Source organism: Roseimicrobium sp. ORNL1 (genome assembly GCF_011044495.1).
In the GTDB taxonomy this organism is placed as follows: domain Bacteria; phylum Verrucomicrobiota; class Verrucomicrobiia; order Verrucomicrobiales; family Verrucomicrobiaceae; genus Roseimicrobium.
The window spans coordinates 2,592,055-2,610,870 of sequence record NZ_CP049143.1 but is presented as its reverse complement, the minus strand read 5'-3'; the positions used below and the strand labels follow the sequence as shown (position 1 = coordinate 2,610,870).

The following is an 18,816-nucleotide window of genomic DNA, read 5'->3' as shown; positions in this document are numbered from 1 at the left end:
CGAGGGAGGATCTACTGCTCGCTCATCTGGACTGGCACGGAATTCCCATCCAGAAGTGGGTAGAAGCGCATGGAGAGGGAAAGGGATGGCCATTTGCGGTCCACATAGTCGAGGAGATTCATGTAGTTCTCCTTGGACCGGGAGAGGAAGGTGCAGGTCATTTCTGACCGGGCAAGTTCCGCGACATACGTGGCCTCGAACATGGAGAGCTCAAGGCGACGAGAGCCATGTGGGGGGATGACCAGGTCCTGTTCCGCGGCAGCTGACGCGGTCTGCACGTTGCTGAATTGGACCCGACTGCCATCAGACTCCTCCGGCCCGAACAGTTCCGCTCTCAGCAGGCGTATGGTGGCACCTGTGGTATTCTCCACTTCCACCTGGTAGCCGCTGACGTGTGCCGTGCCGTCGTGGAATGCTCTCTCCAGTTTCTCTGGTGGCGGGGCGATGATGCGGAAGCGCAATGGATTCTCCGGAGCCCAGACGAGACCGAGGTTCACTGCGGTGAGGCTCACCAGCGCAAGGGAGACCAGTAGGAGAATGACCTTCGTGCGGCGGGACATCGCGATTTATGATCTATGATTTAGGCCTTCAAATCAGGGCCGAGAAATAGAGTGAATGGGGAGACTATCGGAGACAGGCCGTGGTGATTGTGAAGAAGGGAATGCAAAATGGAAAGTGATGAATGAAAAATGCAAAGTGGGGGTGATGCGGGCGTGTCGAACGCTGACCTCGGCTCGCTTTCATCGGGCACGGGGAAGAAGCGCTTTGCGTCTTGGAGTGCGGTGGCAAGCGCTCAAGCGCGAAACCGCTTTTGGCGGAGGGGTTGAGGATCATGGAGAGATGTGACGCTCCAACTCCGAAGGTGCTACCCCTCTGAAAGCGGTGTCGCGGCCTCAAGGGAGGCCTGTGCCACCGCACTCCAAGACGCATAGCGACCTGGGGTGATGAGTTGGTATGTTATGCGTCATTTCCCTGCTGACACCATCGGCTATTTATTGACCTGACGTTCATTCATGAGGCGAGGTCCTGCGCTTTCTCACGGGGTGTTCTTCCTTGATTGAGTGCGCACGAACGAAGGAATTCAGATGTGCTGTGAGATGGGCGGAACGTCGGGCACAGGAGATCACGTCACCCGGCCGCTCATTTTACTGCTCCTTGCAGTGGCGTGGTGTCGAGGTCGGTCACGATTGCAGGGAGTTTCCCCGCGAAAAAATTGGGGGCTAGATCGAAGAGCTGCTGGTAGAGGCGTCTGGTCCGCCACTTGAGGTCAGAGTTCCACGTGTACTTCACCTTCAAGTCATCAGCAGGAGGAGTGTTGCCTGGTACCCCCAGGAACCATGTGGAGGTCATTGCAACGCTGCCGTGCGAGGGGACGATGGTATCTTCCAAATGGGGCCCGACCCGGAGCTCAGGATAGATCTGCCCGTATCCGTACCCGCGTGCATCGGAGTTGGTGACCTCTGAAAACTCGAGGTGAATCGGGGTGCCGCAGGTGTTGTGGACCACGATTCGGGCTGTGCGCGCGTACCTGGGATCTCCGGCGACTGGTGGCTCAACATTTACCAACTGAAAGTGAAGAGGGTTCCTGGGCCGCCAGTGAAGGTAGAAGTGTACCGTTGGAATGGCGAGCAGCACGAGGAAGATGGCGAGGATGATGAGCTTTATGCGGCGGGACATGGGGGTGAGGATTTGAAATTTGAAAATTGAGAGTTCAAATCTGAAGTCTTGTTTGGGTGGAACGTCAGGGTGAGTGGGTGGCGACTCGGAGTGCGGGTGGATGAAGGCCCTCTGGGCGGTCCGAAGGATGGATGGATCGTCAATTCCCCTCAGGTGGCAGTGCTCCTTCCAGGGGGGTGTACTCTTCCCATGGTTCGAATCGAGGGATGTACTTCCCGGCCCAGGCTGGTCCGTGGTCCTGCAGCCATTTCGCCATCGAGGATGCTTTCGAGCGAGGCAGGGACTGCCATTGATAGAGGACGCAAACGTTGTCCTTCGGAAGCTCCTCCACCAGCGGCGGAGCCAGCATGGCATCTGCCACGATACGTCCGCGTGCAGGAACAACCAGCGGGGGCGGGAATGTGCGCGGAATTGGAGTGATCAGGGCGCCATGCACAAGCAAGATAAGGCCGGGTGGCGCATCCCAAGAAGTCATCGGTCCAGACTTGAGCAGGAGGGTGGCGCCGCGAAATTCGATGGGCGTGAAGCTGGAGTTTTCAACCCTGACCCAGCGTGCGCGGTAGCTGCCTAGAAGTTTCACATTCCGCACCGTGGGCTCGCCGCGTTCCAGATGGAACGTGAGCGGTGCTGCCGGGTGCCAGGCGAGCACGAGATAACCGAGGGGAATGCCGAGCAGTAGCGCGAAGATGGCGAGGGCGATGAACCTGGTGTGGCGGGACATGGGGGGTGAGGAGCAGAGGTGATTGTGACGAAGGGAATGCAAAATGAAAAGTGATGAATGAAAAATGCAAAGTGGTGGTGGTGGTGGGAAGCTTGGAGTGCTGGACTTCGCTGGGGTGCTCCGGGACATCGGGATGAAGTTCCTTCGTTCAAAGCGGTGTCGCGGCCTCAAGGGAGGCCTGTGCAACCGCACTCCAAGACGCATAGCGACCTGGTATGATGGGTCGGTGTGCGATGAGCGATTGCCTTGCTTATCCCCATCACAGATTTTTATGCGGGCGCACTTCGACACGATGCGGAGGTGCACGCGTAACTTTGCATTTTTCATTTCTCACTTTTCATTTTGCATTCGGAGTGAGGTTCACGACTGAAAGGCTTCTGGAGCAGCCTTCTGCGCTTAGGCTCGACGTTTCCGTTATGCGCCGCGGACGCCCATGAGGACTTTGGGCTTGGGTTCGTGGCCGGTGTGGGTGGTGATGAGGCCGGCGGCGTGGGCTTCGGCGAAGGTGCGGAAGGCATCGGCGCTGTGGGAGCAGGCGTCGTGGAGGGGCATGGGGCGAAGGGCGCCGCCGGGGGTGGGTGGCTGCTTGCGATAGGCTTCGAGGCACTGGAGGCCGGAGGGGAGGTCGCGGCCTTCGAGGCTCTTGCGAGGTTGGTCAGTGCGGGTGTGGAACCAGCACTTGGGGAGGATATCGCGCACGTCATTGATGCCGGTCCAGATATCGGGGGTGCGGGGGACGATGCGGATGCTGTGGCGGGAGATGCCGGCAGCGGCGAGCTGGTCGATATACGTGCGGCCGGAACCTTTCTCGCGGATATTCGCATCGTGCGGGAGATAATGCATGGCGATGCGGCGGCTGAACTGGGATTCCCAGTTGCGGATGACGTCGGCGACATTCGCGGCGCCGTGGCCTTCGCCTTCATGCCAGGCGAGGATGAGGAGGTCGCGACCGGAGGGCTGGATGAGCCAGCCGGAGGTGTAGTCGCTGATGCCGAGGTCCCAGGCGGTGAATAACGGGAGGCTGCGCTCGTGGCTGAAGTCTTTTACCCGGCCCTGGGTGCGCAGGAGGGTGATCTCGGGGTAGATGGGATCGCGCGTGGTGGCCTTCACGCACTCGTCTGCGGTGGAGGGGAACTGGGTGTACATGCTCTCGCGCTGCTCGGCGGCTTTGCGCTCGTACCAGGCCTGTCGCTCCAATGGGATGGTGATGTTGTGCTTTGATTTCAGCTCGCGGAAATAACGCTCGGTCTCGGGCTTGCGCGGGGTGTGGTGTGGGAGGGTGTAGGAGGGATGGTGGTACCAGGGGAAGAAGTGGAGCTTCCAGTCGAGGGGTGAGAGCTGGCGGCCGGTGGCATCGCACGCGAGGCGGAAGATTTCATAACACTCGCCTATGGGGCCGCCTTCCATGGTGGTCTCGATATCGATGATGCCGGTGGCGGGGACGGCATTGAAGGAGCCCTGGCGGACGCGGGCGGCGGCTTCGGGTCGCTGGGCGGCGAGGGGTCCGTATTCGGAGATGTGGAGGCGGCGCGGGGTGCCGCCCATGAAGGACATGTTGGCTTCTTGATGGGAGCCGTTGCTCCAGGCGAGGCAGGAGTCGTTGGACTTTACGAGTTTGAGCTTGGCGTGGAGGCCGCGCCAGATTTCGGCGATGGCGGGATTGGGGTGCTCGGGGCCGCGCTCCCAGGCGAGTCGGGCGATGGCGAGCTTTTTGGCGGCGTCGTCCTTGCGGAAGTCGACGTGGGCGCAGTGGGTATCTTTATTCCAGAGGCATTCGTCGAGGTAGTCGATGACGATGAAGGTGGACATGCCCAATTTGCGCGCCTTGGGGACGAAGTTCCGCGTGTGGCGTGCCTGCATGAAGGTTTCCTGCTCGGCTCGGAGGACGAGGGGGATGATGCCGGTGTTTTCCTGTGCGGTGCTCGTGTCCTCGGGGAGGATGAGGTAGAGGTGGCGTAGACGCCAGGCTTTGTCGGAGAGGAGGGTGGTGAGTTTATCGGTGAGCATCGGTAAGTTGATAGTTGAGGGTTGATAGTTGATAGCCTGAGGAATTGGATTGTGGGAGGTGGTGGGTCAGGGGTGGATTCGGGTTAACCGCAAAGGGGCATGAGGGGCAAAGGACGCAGAGGATTGGAGGGGTTGGGTTTGGTGGTATGCGGTGTGATGGGAGGTGATGTGTCTCGACGCGGGAGGAGGCAGAGGGCGCGGAGGGTGGCTCGTGGGAGGGACTTGGGCGCATGGGAGGTAGTGCGCTGGTGGGTTTCGTCGCAAAGCAGCGGAGCAGCGAAGGTTGAGTGAGGCGTTCCGTGTATGGCGGCGGCTTACTGCTTACTGCTTACTGCTTACTGCTTACTGCTTACTGCTTACTGCTTACTGCTTACCGTCGCACTGCTCACCGTCGCACCGGTGGACTAGCGCAGCAGTCGGGTGAGGGCTTCTTCCACGGTGGGTGCGAGGCCAAGGGCGACGTTGCTTTCGAGTTTAGCGGGGGCGTGCCAGCCGCAGAGGGTGGCGAGGAGTTTTGCGGCGTCGAGTTTGCTGGGGACTTTGGTTTTGCTGCGGAGGAGGATGGGGGGTGCGGGTGCGGTGTCGGTTTCAGCGCCTGTGCCTGTGCCTGTGCCTGCTTCCTGGGTGATGGTGCCGAGTCCCTCCCCTGCCCCATTGCTGGTGTCGTTTGCTTTCGCGGCTCTAGAGGATGCCTTGGTGGCGGTGGACTTCTTTGAAGTTGGCGATTGTGTTTTCTGCTGGGATGTGGCGTTTGCCCTGCGGCCGGAGGTGGTGAGTTCGTCGCGGGTCCACTCCTGGCACTGGCGGTGGTGCTGGTCGACGCTGCTGACGGGCGTCTGGATGGTCTCGACGAGGAAGGTGATGAGGTCGGCCTTGGTGAAGTGCGCGTGATGGCGGGCGATGTGGTCGGCCTGACGCTGCAGCCCGGCAATGCGTGCGGCGATGGCGGGGTCTGCGAGAAGCGCGGCGGCCTTTTTCCCTGCGGTGGCGGCAGTCTTGCCGCGGAAGAGGCGCTGGCAGGCGGCTGCGGGTTCCTCGCCGAGGGAGATGGCCTGGGCGAAGGCTTCGTGGGTGGGGGCGAGGGCGGAGAGTTCCGGGATGGGTGAGCCGGAGGTGCCTGGGGATGCGAGACTTTCGCTGATAGAATCCATGGTGCCAGAAAGTACATTCTGGCATATGGGGTGTCAATGTGAGGTGTTCGGGGTCGGCGGGGGGGGTTGGAGGGTTGGCTGGGGGAGCATAGGACACATAGGACACGTAGGACGCAGAATTTAATGACTGGGTGGGAATGTTCTGCGGACGTTTCTATTGGACGGAAGCGTCAGAGTGGGTGGACTCCTATGCGGGGAATTCCCGGAATGACGTGGCGAAGCTCTCCTGGACACCTTCAGAGTCCGACAACTTTTTTCACATCACCCAGGGTGTCGGTCGCTAGAAGCTCCCTAACCCTGAGCTGGGTTCCGGCAGTCCTTCAGACTGCAACTTCGCAGTTCAGTCCGAATCACCGATCAGGGAATCGTCCGTTTGTTCAGCAAGTATCCGTGGGAGGCTGACGCAGCGGCTTCCCACCGGGTTATGGAATGTGCCAAAAGTGGATTCTGATTGGGACGTTGGAGATGATGGATTCCGCGAGTGCTTTGGGGGAAGGCGGGGACTGTAGGTCTCCGTTCAAAGCGGTGTCGCGGCCTCAGGGGACCCGTGCCCTATCTCTTACCCACATTGATGCATGGGTTGAGAGAGCATCCATGGTCTTCGAGCATGGGGCCTCGATCGCCTTGCCACAACAGACGAGGATGCCACCCCAAGGAGCGGCGTGCTTTAGCCGCCGTTGAAGCGTCGCCCCGTCTGCAACACCGAGTGACCGTGAACATCCCTTTCAGCAGCCAAAAGAGTCTTGTCACATGATGGTGCGCGGTGCGGCGCAGGCCATGCCTTTCACGCTCCCACGGCGGCTAAAGCACGCCGCTCCTTGGGAGTGCGTCCTTCCGCCATGCGAGGTCACGACTTCTCCTCACATGGATGAACATGAAAGACCATGGCAGATGTGCGCTTCGTGCGCCTTGGTTTCACCGTGTAAACAAAGGCAATTGTGTCTCATGCCTCGGACAGAACAGGAAGACTGCGACGGTATTGGGCAGCCTATTCTACAAGCCGCACTACATCTGTTGTTCCGCTATTGCTTTGGCTCATGGGTCTGGTCGATCAGGATATCAATGTCCACATCCATTCCCGCACACGCGTTGAACTCATCCCGCCGAAGCTCGATATCCAGGGCTGGAAAACAAAAGGTGATGGAGGGTGCACGCTGTGGAAAAGTGACCTCCAGCCAATCTTTCAAACTTTCTGGAACTGACTTTTCAACACTGGATGCTTCGTATCGACTATACCTCCAGGAGAGAACACGTGATTTCTGTCCCGGGTCTCTCAGGCTGACCCGGAACCATCGCTTACCCGTTGATTCTGGGATGTGAAAATCGGGCTTTGATGATGGCACACGCTTCATTTGAATCTGCACCGCGCATTCGCGAAGTGCGTCCAATTGCCTACGATTGAGAATGACGGCAAAGCCTTTGCCTTCTACATGCATCAGACGTGTGCCGGGTTTCCACTCGATCAAGGCCGTTCCCCGTGCTCACGGGGTGAGTGCTCCACGATTTCTCCAATGACCGGGGGGTTCGCAAAGGTGCGGTAGAAGGTTACAGGATAGTTCACACCGTCCACGCCGATACTCAAAGCAAGCTCTCGCTTGAGCGGTCGGTCTTGCGAGACGTAGATGGAGCGAAACGCCAGCCCAACGCCGAGCAACAAGCAGCCGAGTAGAAGGAGCCTGATGACCTTTGACGGCCACGTTCGAGGCGGCGTGTTATGAAGTTCAGGACCACTCATGGTTCCATATCCGTCCCGAGCCGGGCTGTTAGTGGCGTTTCTCTTTTTGGCGGGAGCGTCAGAGTGAGGGGGTGGCCATGCGAGTGACGGGTGGACGAAGGCCCTCTGGGCGGTCCTGATGGATGTTTTGACTCTGGTCTCTCCAAAAAGATGAGTGAACAGGATGCGCTCAGGTTGATGTTTGTTTTTGAACTGGCGGGAGGCGGGACTTGGATAGATGCTGGGCGCAATGAAGAGGAATCTGAATTTACCATGCCTGAGGTGATGAACAAGGAGTCCCAAGCGGTAAAACGCCCGCGGTGGAGTGGGTGGGTGCTGAGCCTGATGGTGGTGCTGGGGGCTCTGATACTGTACCTGCTGACGCTGCCGCCGCTGATGTTCTGGGTGACTGGGTTGCGTCACCCGGATATGGGAAAGCCAAAGCCAGCGCCGACCTGGCTGAAGTGGTACATGGCGCCGGGGGACGTGCTGTACAACCATACGCCGCTGCACAAGCCGATGCATGAATATGGGGAGTGGTGGATGAAGTGGTTCTTCTATTTCACGGCACCTACGTCATGAGTGTTGCTGATACACCAACTGTCCGAAAGCGCGGGCGCTGGACGGTGTGGGTGCTGGCTCCGTCGGCAGTGGTGCTGGTGTATGTGCTGGGGATCCCTCCCCTGCTCCACTGCCTTGGGCCGTCGCTGCCGGGGAGGCATCCGCTGGCGCCATATCCGACCTGGGCGGCGAGGCTGGCGGAACCGTGGATGTGGCTGCAACGAACGAGTCTGCTAAATGAGCCGCTGACCCGGTACGAGGAGTGGTGGATGTTTTAGTCGCCGCTCATCACTCCCTAAGCCAGGCGGTGGCGGCGGTTTTCCAGGCTTCGTCGATGAGGTCTTCGTCTTCGTCGATGCGATCGATGATGCGGTCGAGATCCTTTTCGACGGCTTCGTAGAGTTTTTCGTTTTCGTCTTCGTCGACGACTTTGCCGTCGTTCCAGAGGTCGAGGCTGTTCTTGAGGTCTTTGATGAGGACGGCGCTGAGATCCATTTCGGTGAGCCACTCGGGGGTGGGCAGCTTGTCCTTGTCTGCGATGCGGATGGGGTCGAGGAGTTTTCTGAAGTGGGAGGTGATGGAGAGTCTTTGGGGCTCGGTGACGTTGAGCTTGGGGTTTTCGAGATAGGGTCGCTCGAAGGGGACGCGGATGGCCTGGGTGAGCCTGGCCTGGAAGTCTTCGCCGAGGGTGCGCTGGTAGATGGCGGTATTGGTGGCGAGGGCGGCGGCGCCGTTGGCGTGCTCGGCGTCGAGGCCGGCGACTTTGAGCTCGTGATAGAGATAGAGTGCGTAGACGGCTTTGCGGTCTTTTTCGCTGAGCTTGGCGTCGTGGAGGAAGTCGACGAGGGCGAGGACCCAGACGCGGCCCTGGAGGGCGGCGAAGGTGATTTCGTCAGCGGTCTTGGCACTGGCGGTGGCTGGCTTGGGTGCGGTGATGTCGGCCGTGACGGTGGAGGTGATGGTGACGCTGAGGAGGAGAGCCAGCGTGAGGGATAAGAGAATGCGGAGGGGGATGCGGTGTATGGGGGTCATGCGGGGAAGATGGAAGGTTGGTGGGTGAGGAATGCAAAGTGAGAGGTGCGAAATGAAAAATGAAAAGTGGTGGGATTGCGTGCTTGCCTGCGTGCGTGGTGGTGGAGGGATTCGAGGGCGAGAAGGAGTACGAGGAGGAGGAGGATCTTTTTTGGGTGGATGAGGTGAGGGGGATTTTGTAGGCTGGGGAGACGCTGGTGCCGTGTTCGCTTGGACGGGAGCAGGGGCTGGTTCGTTCATGTGTCTTATGAAGAATGCTGCGGAAGAAGATGCTGACTCGCGGGAGGGGCATGAGCATGAGCATGAGCATGAGCATGAGCATGAGCATGAGCGTAAACGTGGCGCGGGAGGCAGGGGGATGACTTGGGCGGTGCTGGGGGTGATGGGTGTGGTGTTGGTGTATGTGCTGACTTTGCCGATGGTGGAGTACCGTGGGATGGGGGGTACGCCGGGGGGGATGATGTACAACAAGCGACCGAGGTGGCTGCATCTGTATATGCAGCCGTGGGAGTGGCTGGTGCGGGTGCGACCGCTGCATGAGCCGCTGGAGAGCTACCGGACATGGCACTACCATTGGAGGTTTGAGAAGCTGATGAAGGAGGAGATGCGGTAGAGTGAAGTGAAATGAATGGAGTGGAGGCGAAGTGAACCATGGAAGGACCTTCTGAAAAGATGCCTGAGAAATCTGGCCACGGGTGGGGGTGGGTGTTTTCCATCCTGGCGGTGCCGTTGGTGTATGTGCTGAGTGTGCCGGTGGTGGGGCATCTGACGGGAGCGGGCCTGCCGTTTGTGCAGCCCAAGCCGTGGTTTCGAGTGTACTCGGGGCCGTGGTATTTCCTGCAACTGCACACACCGTTGAAGGATCCATTAAGCGCGTATGACACCTGGTATTGGAAGCGGGTGTATAATATGTAGCGGATTGGGTGAGAGAGGGCGAGAGAGAGGTGAAGGCGGATGAGACGTGGTTGGGGAATACTGTTGTCGTGGGCGTGAGGGTGAGGGTGATTTGGGAAGCCCGGGGGGCCTGCGAAGGCGGGATGTGCGAGTATGGATGCGCTGGGCTGACGCGGGCGTGATGTGGCGCTGTTCAAAGCGGTGCTTCGCACGCGCACTCCAAGGCGCTGCGCGCAAGGTGGTAGGTGGCGAGGTGTTTTGTTGCCCGGGGCGCGGCGTGGCTCACGAGACGACTCCGCTCTGTGCACGATTTTCCGTGGGTCGTGGAGCGCTGAGGGAGTCAGAGATTCCTGGATGCGCTGGTGGGTTCGGGTGTCTGATGACTACCCGGCTTTGAAAGGCAGGGCTAAGATACGGCCGTCGCTCGCGACTGAGTGTCTTGTCCGTGCCAACGCCATTGCCATCGCTGTGGAGGATGCACACTCTGTGACCGCTCATCGGAATCTGGTGGGTATGCTATGTGGGGTCTTGTGGTGCCGCACTCCTCCGACATCGGGCATGCGGCGAATAGCGCTAAAGCACTGCGCGAAAGGTGGTACCTGTGTGCCGAAAGGCTCAGCTTTGGGAGGATTGCGGTGGCGAAGGCAAGATGGACGTGATGATCCGGTAGCCGAGGGCTTGCAATGCTTCAGCCAGCTCACGGCCGGGCCGCTTGTGGAATATCCCTACGAGGTATTCTTTGGACTGACCCAAAACTTGCAAGGCATCGGGTACTGCGAGTCCTTTCAGTGCAGGCAATGTGCTCCGCAGTCTTTGGGCGTCGGCTGCTGATGGAACATTGGGAAAAGAAATGCGAAGTTCGATCATGGTGTCATCGAAGAGGTGCTCCAACACTGGAGTGACCGTACCCATCATCACCTGACCGGTTTCTGGGTCCACCCAGGTGGCAATCCCCTGGGAGATAGTGATGGGTGGGGAGCTGGGATCTTCTTCCGCACTCATGTGTTTCGCTCTTTGTGGTTTTGGGTGGGATCGTTTCTATTCTTGAGGCTTGCGAGATAGACTGACAGGTTTCGAATGTTCTGCGATCTGGCGGAATGCCCGGAAGGATCTGGCGACGCTCTCCTGGACTCCTTCAGAGTCCGACAATTTTTTTCCACATCCACCCAGGGTGTCGGTCGCTAGATGCTCCCTAACCCTGGTCTCTCTTCGCGGGGTCCTGCAGTCCTTCAGACTGCAACTTCGCAGTTCAGTCCAAATCACAGACCAGAGAATTGTCGGTCTATTTCGCAAGCCTCAATAGATACTAGATTTCATGGTCACTCAATTGAAACGTGGAATCAACCGCTTGCTTGAAGCGTTGCCAAGCTGGCGGATCGAGGGGGAGGTCGTGGTTCGGGTGTCGCTCCGCGACGCTGGTGTGATTGGGGCTTTACCCGGCCTTGAAAGGCGGGCTAAGATACGGCCGTCGCTCCGCGACTGAGGATCTTGTCAGTGCCATCGTTGTGGGGAGGGCACGCCTTGTGATGTCTCACCTGAATCTGGTATGCATGTTGTGCGGAGGTCTTGTGGTGCCACACTCCTCCGACATCGGGCATCGGACATCCGCGTCGTGGACTGCGTGCGGCAAGTCCCGGCCCGCGAGATGCGATATCGCTTTGAACGGAGAGCATGAGCATGATGGATCGAAATCATGATCTAATTTCCAGGACACAGTCCCCCGGGGAAACTTGGATGCTGGATTCCGCCGAAGTTCTCCGACATCCGGGCCACTTCCCTTCGTTCAAAGCGGTGTCGCGGCCCCAAGGGAGGCCTGTGCCACCGCACTCCAAGACGCATAGCGAACTGGTACGTTGAGTTGATGGGCCGTGCACTGGTTCCCTGTTCACCCAAGTACGGTTTTCTTGAATTGACGCTCATGTGCGAGGCGGGAGCACGCACTCCAAGGTGCTGCGCGCGAGGTGGGTGTGGCGAGGTGCTTTGTTGCCCTGGGTGCGGCGTGGCCCACGAGACGTTTTTCGGAGGTGAGATAAAGCAGGATGCAGATAGATGGGTGTGGGAGTTGCTTTTGGTCGGTGCGACACCCAGATTTGAGACCTGTATGAAGAAGAACAAGCCGGAAGCGTGGATGAAGGATCCGTATGAGTCGTCGAGCCTCAAGAAATGGGTGTGGCTCGGGGTGCTGGTGGTGATGGCGTATTTGATCATTGTGCCGCCGGTGTCGATCTGTGTGACGACGGGGTGGCCGCTTTCGATGGCGTATGCGAAGCGAGGGGCGAGGCCGGAGGGTTGGGTGAAGACGTTTCGCGCGCCGTATGACTGGCTGGCGGGGAAGGATTTTGCGAAGGGGGTGATGCGTGGGTATGAGGGATGGTGGTGGGATGTGATGGTTCCGGTGAGGAAGGAGTTATGAGGTTCTTGTTCTTGGTTTGGTCGGGCTGAGTGGAGTGTTGTGCGATGAATGCAAAATGAAAAATGGAAGGTGAAAAATGCAAAGTGGAGGAAGCTGAGGGGTTGTGTCGGGATGCGGTGTAGAAGATTTTATTGGACATGGGATGGGAGGGGCTTAGAATGGGCGGGTACCAGAAAGTACATTGTGGACGGTGTATGAATGTTGATGGCTTTATTACCATGCCTTCTTTCCGGCCGGATGGCAGGCTCGACAGGCTGAATCATGGCGGTGGCGCGAAGGTGCCGAAGACGATTCCAGGGGAACCGAAGCGGATCCAGAATCAACCGGACTTTGTCCGGATGATGGCGCTGGCGATACATCAGTCCAACACTGGGAACAAGACCAAGGAGCTGGACTTCAAGGTGGGGTATGGTGACGGGCCGTATGGGGCGAAGCCCAAGGCGGCGGTGTCGGGACAGAAAACACAATCTGCAAGCATCGGTGGTGGTGGTGGCAGCGGCGCTTCAGGGGCGGCGACGGCGGCAGCGGGGTACACGCAAGCGCCGCCGCAGGCTGCGAGTACTGCGGGGACCGCAGGGGGATTGAAGAAGAAGAGGACGCTGCTGTCGGGTGGAGGTCGCTCGTTTGGGCAGCCGTATGGGAGCGATACGATTTTAGGAGGATAACCAGGGAGTAGAGCAGAGCAGGCTTATGAGAATGATCGACGGATACGACTATACGAACTATGCGAAGGCACAGCCGGGTGGGAGGCTGACGCGGTTCAACTTCGGGGGTGGCAGGAGTCAGGCTCCGCCTCCGGCTCCGAAGCAGGAGCCCATCAAGTTCCCGAAGATGCCGAAGATTCACATTCCGCCGACCCCGGCTCCGCCACCGCCGGCTCCCCCACCCCCGACGGCGACGAGTGCGGAGGTGGCGCAGGCGGATGAGCAGACGAGGCGGGATTTGAATCGCCGGAAGGGTCTGAGGAAGACGGTGCTGGCGGGTGAGACGGGCGGGTATGGATGGGGGTCTGGGTATACAAATGCGTATGCGTCTCAGGGGAGTGAGAAGGTGCTGGGGGGTGGGACGCTTTTGGGTGGGGGTGGACAGTAAGCGGTAAGCGGTGGTTATATGTATTCGGAGTGGAGTGTCCGCGGTGATTTCGACGGCTCTGCGACCCCTTCAGGGTCGAGCTTCTTTTACTCGATCACCCAGGGTGTCGGTCGCTTAGGCTCCCTAACCCTGGGCTGGGCTCCTGTGCCCCTTCAGGGCACGAATGCGTGAGGCGTGAGGCGTGAGGCGTGAGGCGTGAGGCGTGAGGCGTGAGGCGTGAGGCGTGAGGCGTGGGAGCGGAAGGTGCGGGCTGAAGTGAAGGCGAGGTGGGAACCGGAATGCAAAGTGAGAGATGAAAGATGCAAAGTGCAAAATGGAGAGAGGGCTGAAAGGTGGGTGGTGTGGAGCTGAAATGCTGGAATCGGGTGTTGGGTTCGGTGGGGTGATGCGAGAGGGCGTATGCGAGATTCTTCTGGGAATATCAGGACAGAAACGCTTCGTTCAAAGCGGTGTCGCGGCCTCAAGGGAGGCCTTTGCCACCGCACTCCAAGACGCATAGCGACTTAGTGAGTTGAGTGAGTATGCTCTATGTAAGCCCCCAGCTTAAGTGCTGCGCGGCTTCATTTTTGCGAATCAAATGAGCACCGGGAATGGTGGGCTGCCTCAGAGTATGAATGACGGTGGGGGTGGTGGTGTACGAGGAGAAGTTATTATCGGACGATATCCTGCTGACTTGCGAGGCTTCTTTGGAGGGAATGCCAAGTGAGAGATGAAAGGTGCAAAGTGCAAAATGGGGAGAACCGCGAAGGCGGATGGTGTGGAGCTGGTGCACGGATGCCGATGATGGAGTGATGGAGTGATGGCGGAGGGTGAGTGGTGGTGATGCTGTAACCTTATCTTTTTTATCTGATGAGAAGCGAGAAGGAGATTGTGGAGGAGTGTGTGGCGACGTATGAGGCGCGGAAGAGTGCGCGGGCGCCGTGGGATGCGCAGTGGCAGATGATTGCGGATTATTTCTGTCCGCGGAAGGCGAGCATCACGAACAGCAGTCATCTGCCGGACGGGCAGAAGGAGGCGCAGATCTATGATGGGAGTGGATACTATGCGCTGGATGTGGCGGTCAGAGGGCAGACCTCAGATATCATCCCGCATGACCAGGTGTGGTTCTCGTTTGATCCGCCTCCGGGGCTGGCGGGTGATTTCCGGGTGCAGCAGTGGTGTCAGCAGGCGACGAGACTGGCGAGGCTGCATCTGAGTGCGTCGAAGTTTTATCCGCAGTCTTATGAGTTTGTGAGTGACCGGACGTGCTTCGGGACGGCGTGCCTGTACTCGGAGGAGAGTGATGCGGACCCGAATGTGCCGGTGGTGTTCCGGCATCATCGCATTGGCTCGTATACGATGGCGGAGAATGCGGATGGTGTGGTGGATTCGCTGGATTTTGAGAAACGCTTCACGGCGCGGCAGCTGGTGGAGAAGTTTGGCCGGGAGACGGTGAGCGCGAAGGTGCGGGAGTGCTTTGACGCGGGGCGTGGGAAGCAGGATACGCAATTCACGGTGCTGCACTGCATTTATCCGCGTGCGGAGGCGGAGCGTATCATTGGGAAGATGGACGGGGTGAACAAGCCTTTTGCCTCGGTGTGGATGGAGAAGGATGCGAAGCAGCCGCTGCGGGTGGCGGGGTATGATGAGATGCCTTTCAGTGTGTCCCGCTGGAGTACGTGGGAGGGGAATGAGGAGACGGCGCCGTATGGATATTCGCCGGCGTTCATGGCGCTGCCGGATATGCGCCAGCTGAACCTGCTGCAGAAGTGCCTGGATGTGCTGGCGGAGAAGAAGGCGAATCCGCCGTTGCTGATTCCGACGGGGTTCAAGGGGGATATTGATTATCGCGCGGGTGGGATCACGTGGTTCGACCCGGCGACGGGGGATGCGGCGCGGCCGCAGGCGTGGGGGATGGAGGGTGACTATGGTCTGGGGGTGCAGCGGGCGGACCAGAAGCGGAGCCAGATTGAGGCGTTCTTCCAGGTGAATATGTGGCTGGCAATTTCGCGGATGGAGCGGGCGAACATCACGGCGGAGGAGGTGCGGGCGCGTGTGGGTGAGCAGGCGCGGCAGTTTGCGGCGACGTATACGCTGCTGGTGACGGAGTGGCTGACGGCGCAGCTGATGCGCTTCTTCCGGATTCTGCTGCGTCGGGGGATTTTGCCGTCGCCGCCGAGGGAGATGATCAGCAGCGATGGGCGTGGGAATTTGTTTATTCCGGAGCCGCAGGTGCTGTTTTCTTCAAGAATCGCGCTGGCGCTGAAGGAGGCGGATAATACGGCGGTGGGAAGTGTGCTGAGCCTTGTGGGGTCGATCGCGCAGATGGCGCCGGATGTGATGGATAACTTCAACCTGGATGAGATGATCCGCGGGAGTGCGCGGAATCGAGGGTTGCCGCCGGAGTATAATCGGGACCCGGATGAGGTGGCGGCGATGCGTGCGGCGCGGGCGCAGGCGCAACAACAGGCGCAGCAGGCGGATGCGGTGGAACAGATGAGCCGGGCGGCGGCGAATGCGGGGAAGATTCCGAAGGATTCGCCGATGATGGGGCTGCTCGGTGAGCGGTGAGCGGTGAGCGGTGAGCGGTGAGCGGTGGGACGGTAAGCGGTGGGACGGTGAGCGGTAGGACGGTGAGCGGTAGGACGGTGAGCGGTGGGACGGTAAGCGGTGGGACGGTAAGCGGTGGGACGGTGAGCGGTAGGACGGTGAGCGGTGGGACGGTGAGCGGTGGGACGGTGAGCGGTGGGACGGTGAGCGGTGGGACGGTGAGCGGTGGGACGGTAAGCGGTGGGACGGTAAGCGGTGGGACGGTGAGCGGTGGGACGGTGAGCGGTGGGACGGTGAGCGGTGGGACGGTGAGCGGTGGGACGGTGAGCGGTGGGACGGTAAGCGGTGGGACGGTAAGCGGTAGGACGATGGTTTGATTGGAGAACCACTCATGGGCACTAACGGGACACTAATGAGGAGGGGTGATGGGTGTGGTAGGGTGCAGTGGGTTCAACACAGAGACACAGAGACGCAGAGGAACTTCGGAGACTGAGGGAAGGGTTCTTGGTTCTTGGTTCTTGGTTCTTGGTTCGCGGTTCGCGGTTCGCGGTTCGCGGTTCGCGGTTCGCGGTTGATTGTTGAGGGACTGAGATGGGCGTGATGAGTGAAACTCTCTTTGGGAGATATTTTATGATGAATGATGGTACACCGGTTTTGGGGCAGGCGGAGATGGCGGCGGAGGGGCTGAGGAGGAGGCAGGAGGAGGAGTGGGAGCTGGGGAAGATGTATGCGCGGGTGTTTGGATCCAAGGAGGGGCAGCGGGTGCTGGCGGATTTGTGTGCGCATTTTCCGTGTGAGAGGCCAAGGTTTGATGCGGTGGCGACGAGGGCGAATGCGGTGGCGGCGCTGATTGGGGGGATTCACTTTGATGGGTCGGCGGCGGTGGTGCGGTATGTGCTGGAGCGGGTTGAATCGGCGAAGTCTAAGGGGAAGATGGAGGCGGCGCCGGTGGTGGTGGGGGTGTGAGCGGTGAGCGGTGAGCGGTGAGCGGCTGGGTGTGTTTGAGATCGTGGGATTCAACACGGAGACACGGAGACACGGAGACACGGAGACGCGAAGGCACGGAGGATTTTTGAGGGAGTGGTGATGGGGTGGATCTGTGATGTTGGGAGGTGGTTGAGGTTATGAAGAAGAAGAAGGAGGCTGTGAAGAGTACCAGGCGCGTGGCGAAGGTGACGGCGCGTTCGGCTGTGGTGAAGGGTAAGGCGGCTGTGGAGGATGGTGAGGAGGTGGCTTTGGTGAGTGTGGTCCCCTGCCCTTTTCCGACGGATCCGGCGAAGGGTGATAAGACGCCGGAGGTGATGGCGTGGTATAGGGAATATCAGCCGGAGGAGTTTAAGCGGAGGTATGGGAACCGGGTTTGTCCGGAGGTGGATGAGGGTGTGATGATGGTGGGGCGATGTGGCGTGAGGGGAGCTGTGGGTGAGGATGGTGGGCCGGTGTCGGATTTTGAGGATGAAGATGATGAGGTGGTGGTGGTGAAGCCGAGGGTGATTATGGGGTGAAGGGGGCTGGTGGCAGGGGGGAAATGGGTGTGTTCACCTATATGGGATTCAACACAGAGACACAGAGGAACTTCGGAGACTGAGACTGAGACTGAGGATGAAGTTGAATAGGTGCCTCAAGGGACGAGGAGGTGGTTTGATTGGGGAACCACTAATGGACACTAATAGGCACTAGCTTTTGAAGGTTGGCCGTGAGAAGGTCTAGGGGGTGTGGTGGGTGCTGAGAGGGCATCAGGTGAAGTTTGGAGGTGCAGGCGGCTTGCTCTACGTGCGTTCCACACCTCCTCCGCCCACCTAGTTTGGAAGCCGGCGCAGCGGCTCCCCACCGAGTGTTTTGGTGAGTGGGGTGACAGACCGAGGCTCGGTGCGAGTGGGACGACACTTGGGTCCCTGAACTCAGCAAGGTTCGGCGATTCGAGCGGCGCTCTGCGACGCGAATCCTCACTTGCATATCCGGCCTTGAAAGGCCGGGCTAGGACACGGCCGTCGCTCCGCGACTGAACTTCCAAGCGAATGATTTTCATCACTGGGTCCTATAGGACACGTGAGGGGCCTTGTTTCAGAGGCTATGAATGGCGGCACTGATTGTTTAATCACAAACCAAATAACGAAAGAGCGATATTGATATGACTGAAGACGTGAACGGAAGTGTGGAGACGCAGCAGGGGTATGCGAACCAGGGTGGGATGGCCGGTGGTGGTGCTGGCAATGGTGGCGGTGCTGGCAATGGTGGCGGTGCTGCTGGTGGCGGCGAATGGCTGGTGGATGGGAAGTTTGCGCCGGGGCTTTCGGGGAGGTTGTCGGAGGATTTGCGGCCTTATGCGGGATCGATAAGGAAGTTTGAGGGGACGCCGATTCAGGATGTGCTGAAGTCGTACGGGGAGCTGGAGAAGAAGCTGGGGCAGCGGATGCAGCCGCCGGGTGCGGAGGCGAGGCCGGAGGAGGTGGCGGCGTGGCGGAAGAATCTGGGGGTGCCGGAGAGGCCGGATGGGTATGGGATTGCCCGGCCGGAGAATGTGCCGGCGGAGCTGTGGAATGAGGAGATGGTGCGCGGTTTTTCTGCGGTGGCGCACAAGCATCACATCCCGGCGGCAGCGGCGCAGGAGCTGGTGGAGTGGTGGAATGGACAGCAGATGGGGGCGCTTTCGCAGTATCAGCAGGAGGCGGCGAGCGGTCGGGAGGCGCTGGTGCAGGGTCTGCAGCGTGAATGGGGTGAGCGGTATGAGACGAACCTGCAAGGGGCGCAGCGGGTGGCGGCGATGGCGCGGCTGGATGTGAATGATCCGGCGATTGGAGATAATCCGGCGATGATTCGAGCGCTGCACGCGATGGCCTCGCTGGTGAGCGAGGATCGCCAGGAGACGGGTGGCAGTGGGGCGCTACGATTGACGCGAGGGCAGCAGGCGGATGACATCCAGACGAACAAGTCGAATCCGCTGTATAATGACTATCACGGGGCGAATGGGCCGGAGCGACAGGCGATGGTGGCGGAGCAGATACGGAGGCTGCGGATGGGGTGA

General features: G+C 59.6%; 20 protein-coding genes. 12 read left to right on the top strand and 8 right to left on the bottom strand.

Going from position 1 to position 18,816, the window contains the following annotated elements:
• Positions 1-11: 11 nt before the first annotated feature.
• From G5S37_RS10550 to G5S37_RS10525, 6 genes are all read right to left on the bottom strand, one after another.
• On the bottom strand, positions 12-560 hold the full coding sequence (locus tag G5S37_RS10550; protein WP_165203502.1) for a hypothetical protein: 549 nt from the start codon (positions 558-560) through the stop codon (positions 12-14).
• A gap of 580 nt (positions 561-1,140) precedes the next feature.
• Positions 1,141-1,677 (bottom strand): hypothetical protein, encoded by a 537-nt coding sequence (locus G5S37_RS10545; RefSeq protein WP_165203500.1) that lies wholly within the window; start codon positions 1,675-1,677, stop codon positions 1,141-1,143.
• A gap of 139 nt (positions 1,678-1,816) precedes the next feature.
• Positions 1,817-2,398, bottom strand: a complete 582-nt coding sequence (locus G5S37_RS10540; protein ID WP_165203498.1) for a hypothetical protein — start codon at positions 2,396-2,398, stop codon at positions 1,817-1,819.
• Positions 2,399-2,812: 414 nt separating this feature from the next.
• Positions 2,813-4,405, bottom strand: a complete 1,593-nt coding sequence (locus tag G5S37_RS10535; RefSeq protein WP_165203496.1) for a hypothetical protein — start codon at positions 4,403-4,405, stop codon at positions 2,813-2,815.
• A 404-nt stretch (positions 4,406-4,809) separates the two neighbouring features.
• Positions 4,810-5,556 carry a hypothetical protein gene (locus G5S37_RS10530; RefSeq protein ID WP_165203494.1) on the bottom strand — a complete coding sequence of 249 codons (747 nt, stop codon included), beginning with the start codon at positions 5,554-5,556 and terminating at the stop codon, positions 4,810-4,812.
• Between the two features lie 1,022 nt (positions 5,557-6,578).
• Positions 6,579-7,022, bottom strand: a complete 444-nt coding sequence (locus tag G5S37_RS10525) for a hypothetical protein (RefSeq protein ID WP_165203492.1) — start codon at positions 7,020-7,022, stop codon at positions 6,579-6,581.
• Positions 7,023-7,441: 419 nt separating this feature from the next.
• Here G5S37_RS10525 and G5S37_RS10520 point away from each other — a divergent pair, with 419 nt between their 5' ends.
• Both G5S37_RS10520 and G5S37_RS10515 read left to right on the top strand, forming a co-directional pair.
• Entirely contained in the window at positions 7,442-7,852 is a 411-nt protein-coding gene (locus G5S37_RS10520) for a hypothetical protein (protein ID WP_165203490.1), read from the top strand.
• On the top strand, positions 7,849-8,109 hold the full coding sequence (locus tag G5S37_RS10515) for a hypothetical protein (protein WP_165203488.1): 261 nt from the start codon (positions 7,849-7,851) through the stop codon (positions 8,107-8,109). Before G5S37_RS10520 ends, G5S37_RS10515 begins: the two co-directional genes overlap by 4 nt.
• 10 nt (positions 8,110-8,119) lie before the next feature.
• Here G5S37_RS10515 and G5S37_RS10510 read toward each other — a convergent pair whose 3' ends face one another.
• On the bottom strand, positions 8,120-8,863 hold the full coding sequence (locus G5S37_RS10510; RefSeq protein WP_165203486.1) for a hypothetical protein: 744 nt from the start codon (positions 8,861-8,863) through the stop codon (positions 8,120-8,122).
• A gap of 247 nt (positions 8,864-9,110) precedes the next feature.
• On the opposite strand from G5S37_RS10510, the gene G5S37_RS10505 reads away from it, so the two are divergent.
• Complete coding sequence (locus G5S37_RS10505; protein ID WP_165199472.1) at positions 9,111-9,476, top strand: hypothetical protein; 366 nt, start codon at positions 9,111-9,113, stop codon at positions 9,474-9,476.
• Positions 9,477-9,535: 59 nt separating this feature from the next.
• A complete protein-coding gene (locus G5S37_RS10500) occupies positions 9,536-9,778 on the top strand; it encodes a hypothetical protein (protein WP_165203484.1) in 243 nt (80 codons plus the stop codon).
• Between the two features lie 594 nt (positions 9,779-10,372).
• On the opposite strand, the gene G5S37_RS10495 is transcribed toward G5S37_RS10500, so the two are convergent.
• Positions 10,373-10,759, bottom strand: a complete 387-nt coding sequence (locus G5S37_RS10495) for a hypothetical protein (RefSeq protein WP_165203482.1) — start codon at positions 10,757-10,759, stop codon at positions 10,373-10,375.
• A 1,099-nt stretch (positions 10,760-11,858) separates the two neighbouring features.
• Here G5S37_RS10495 and G5S37_RS10490 point away from each other — a divergent pair.
• The 8 genes from G5S37_RS10490 (at position 11,859) to G5S37_RS10455 (ending at position 18,816) form a co-directional block, all read left to right on the top strand.
• Positions 11,859-12,170: a hypothetical protein gene (locus G5S37_RS10490; RefSeq protein ID WP_165203480.1), complete on the top strand. Its 312-nt coding sequence runs from the start codon at positions 11,859-11,861 to the stop codon at positions 12,168-12,170.
• A 218-nt stretch (positions 12,171-12,388) separates the two neighbouring features.
• Positions 12,389-12,835, top strand: coding sequence for a hypothetical protein (locus tag G5S37_RS10485; protein ID WP_165203478.1), 447 nt, complete (start codon positions 12,389-12,391; stop codon positions 12,833-12,835).
• 31 nt (positions 12,836-12,866) lie between these two features.
• Positions 12,867-13,262: a hypothetical protein gene (locus G5S37_RS10480; protein WP_165199470.1), complete on the top strand. Its 396-nt coding sequence runs from the start codon at positions 12,867-12,869 to the stop codon at positions 13,260-13,262.
• An 849-nt stretch (positions 13,263-14,111) separates the two neighbouring features.
• Positions 14,112-15,812, top strand: coding sequence for a portal protein (locus G5S37_RS10475; protein WP_165203476.1), 1,701 nt, complete (start codon positions 14,112-14,114; stop codon positions 15,810-15,812).
• Between the two features lie 62 nt (positions 15,813-15,874).
• Complete coding sequence (locus tag G5S37_RS10470) at positions 15,875-16,168, top strand: hypothetical protein (RefSeq protein ID WP_165203474.1); 294 nt, start codon at positions 15,875-15,877, stop codon at positions 16,166-16,168.
• A 223-nt stretch (positions 16,169-16,391) separates the two neighbouring features.
• Positions 16,392-16,757 carry a hypothetical protein gene (locus tag G5S37_RS10465; protein ID WP_165203472.1) on the top strand — a complete coding sequence of 122 codons (366 nt, stop codon included), beginning with the start codon at positions 16,392-16,394 and terminating at the stop codon, positions 16,755-16,757.
• A gap of 158 nt (positions 16,758-16,915) precedes the next feature.
• On the top strand, positions 16,916-17,296 hold the full coding sequence (locus tag G5S37_RS10460; RefSeq protein WP_165203470.1) for a hypothetical protein: 381 nt from the start codon (positions 16,916-16,918) through the stop codon (positions 17,294-17,296).
• 626 nt (positions 17,297-17,922) lie between these two features.
• Entirely contained in the window at positions 17,923-18,816 is an 894-nt protein-coding gene (locus G5S37_RS10455) for a hypothetical protein (protein WP_165203468.1), read from the top strand.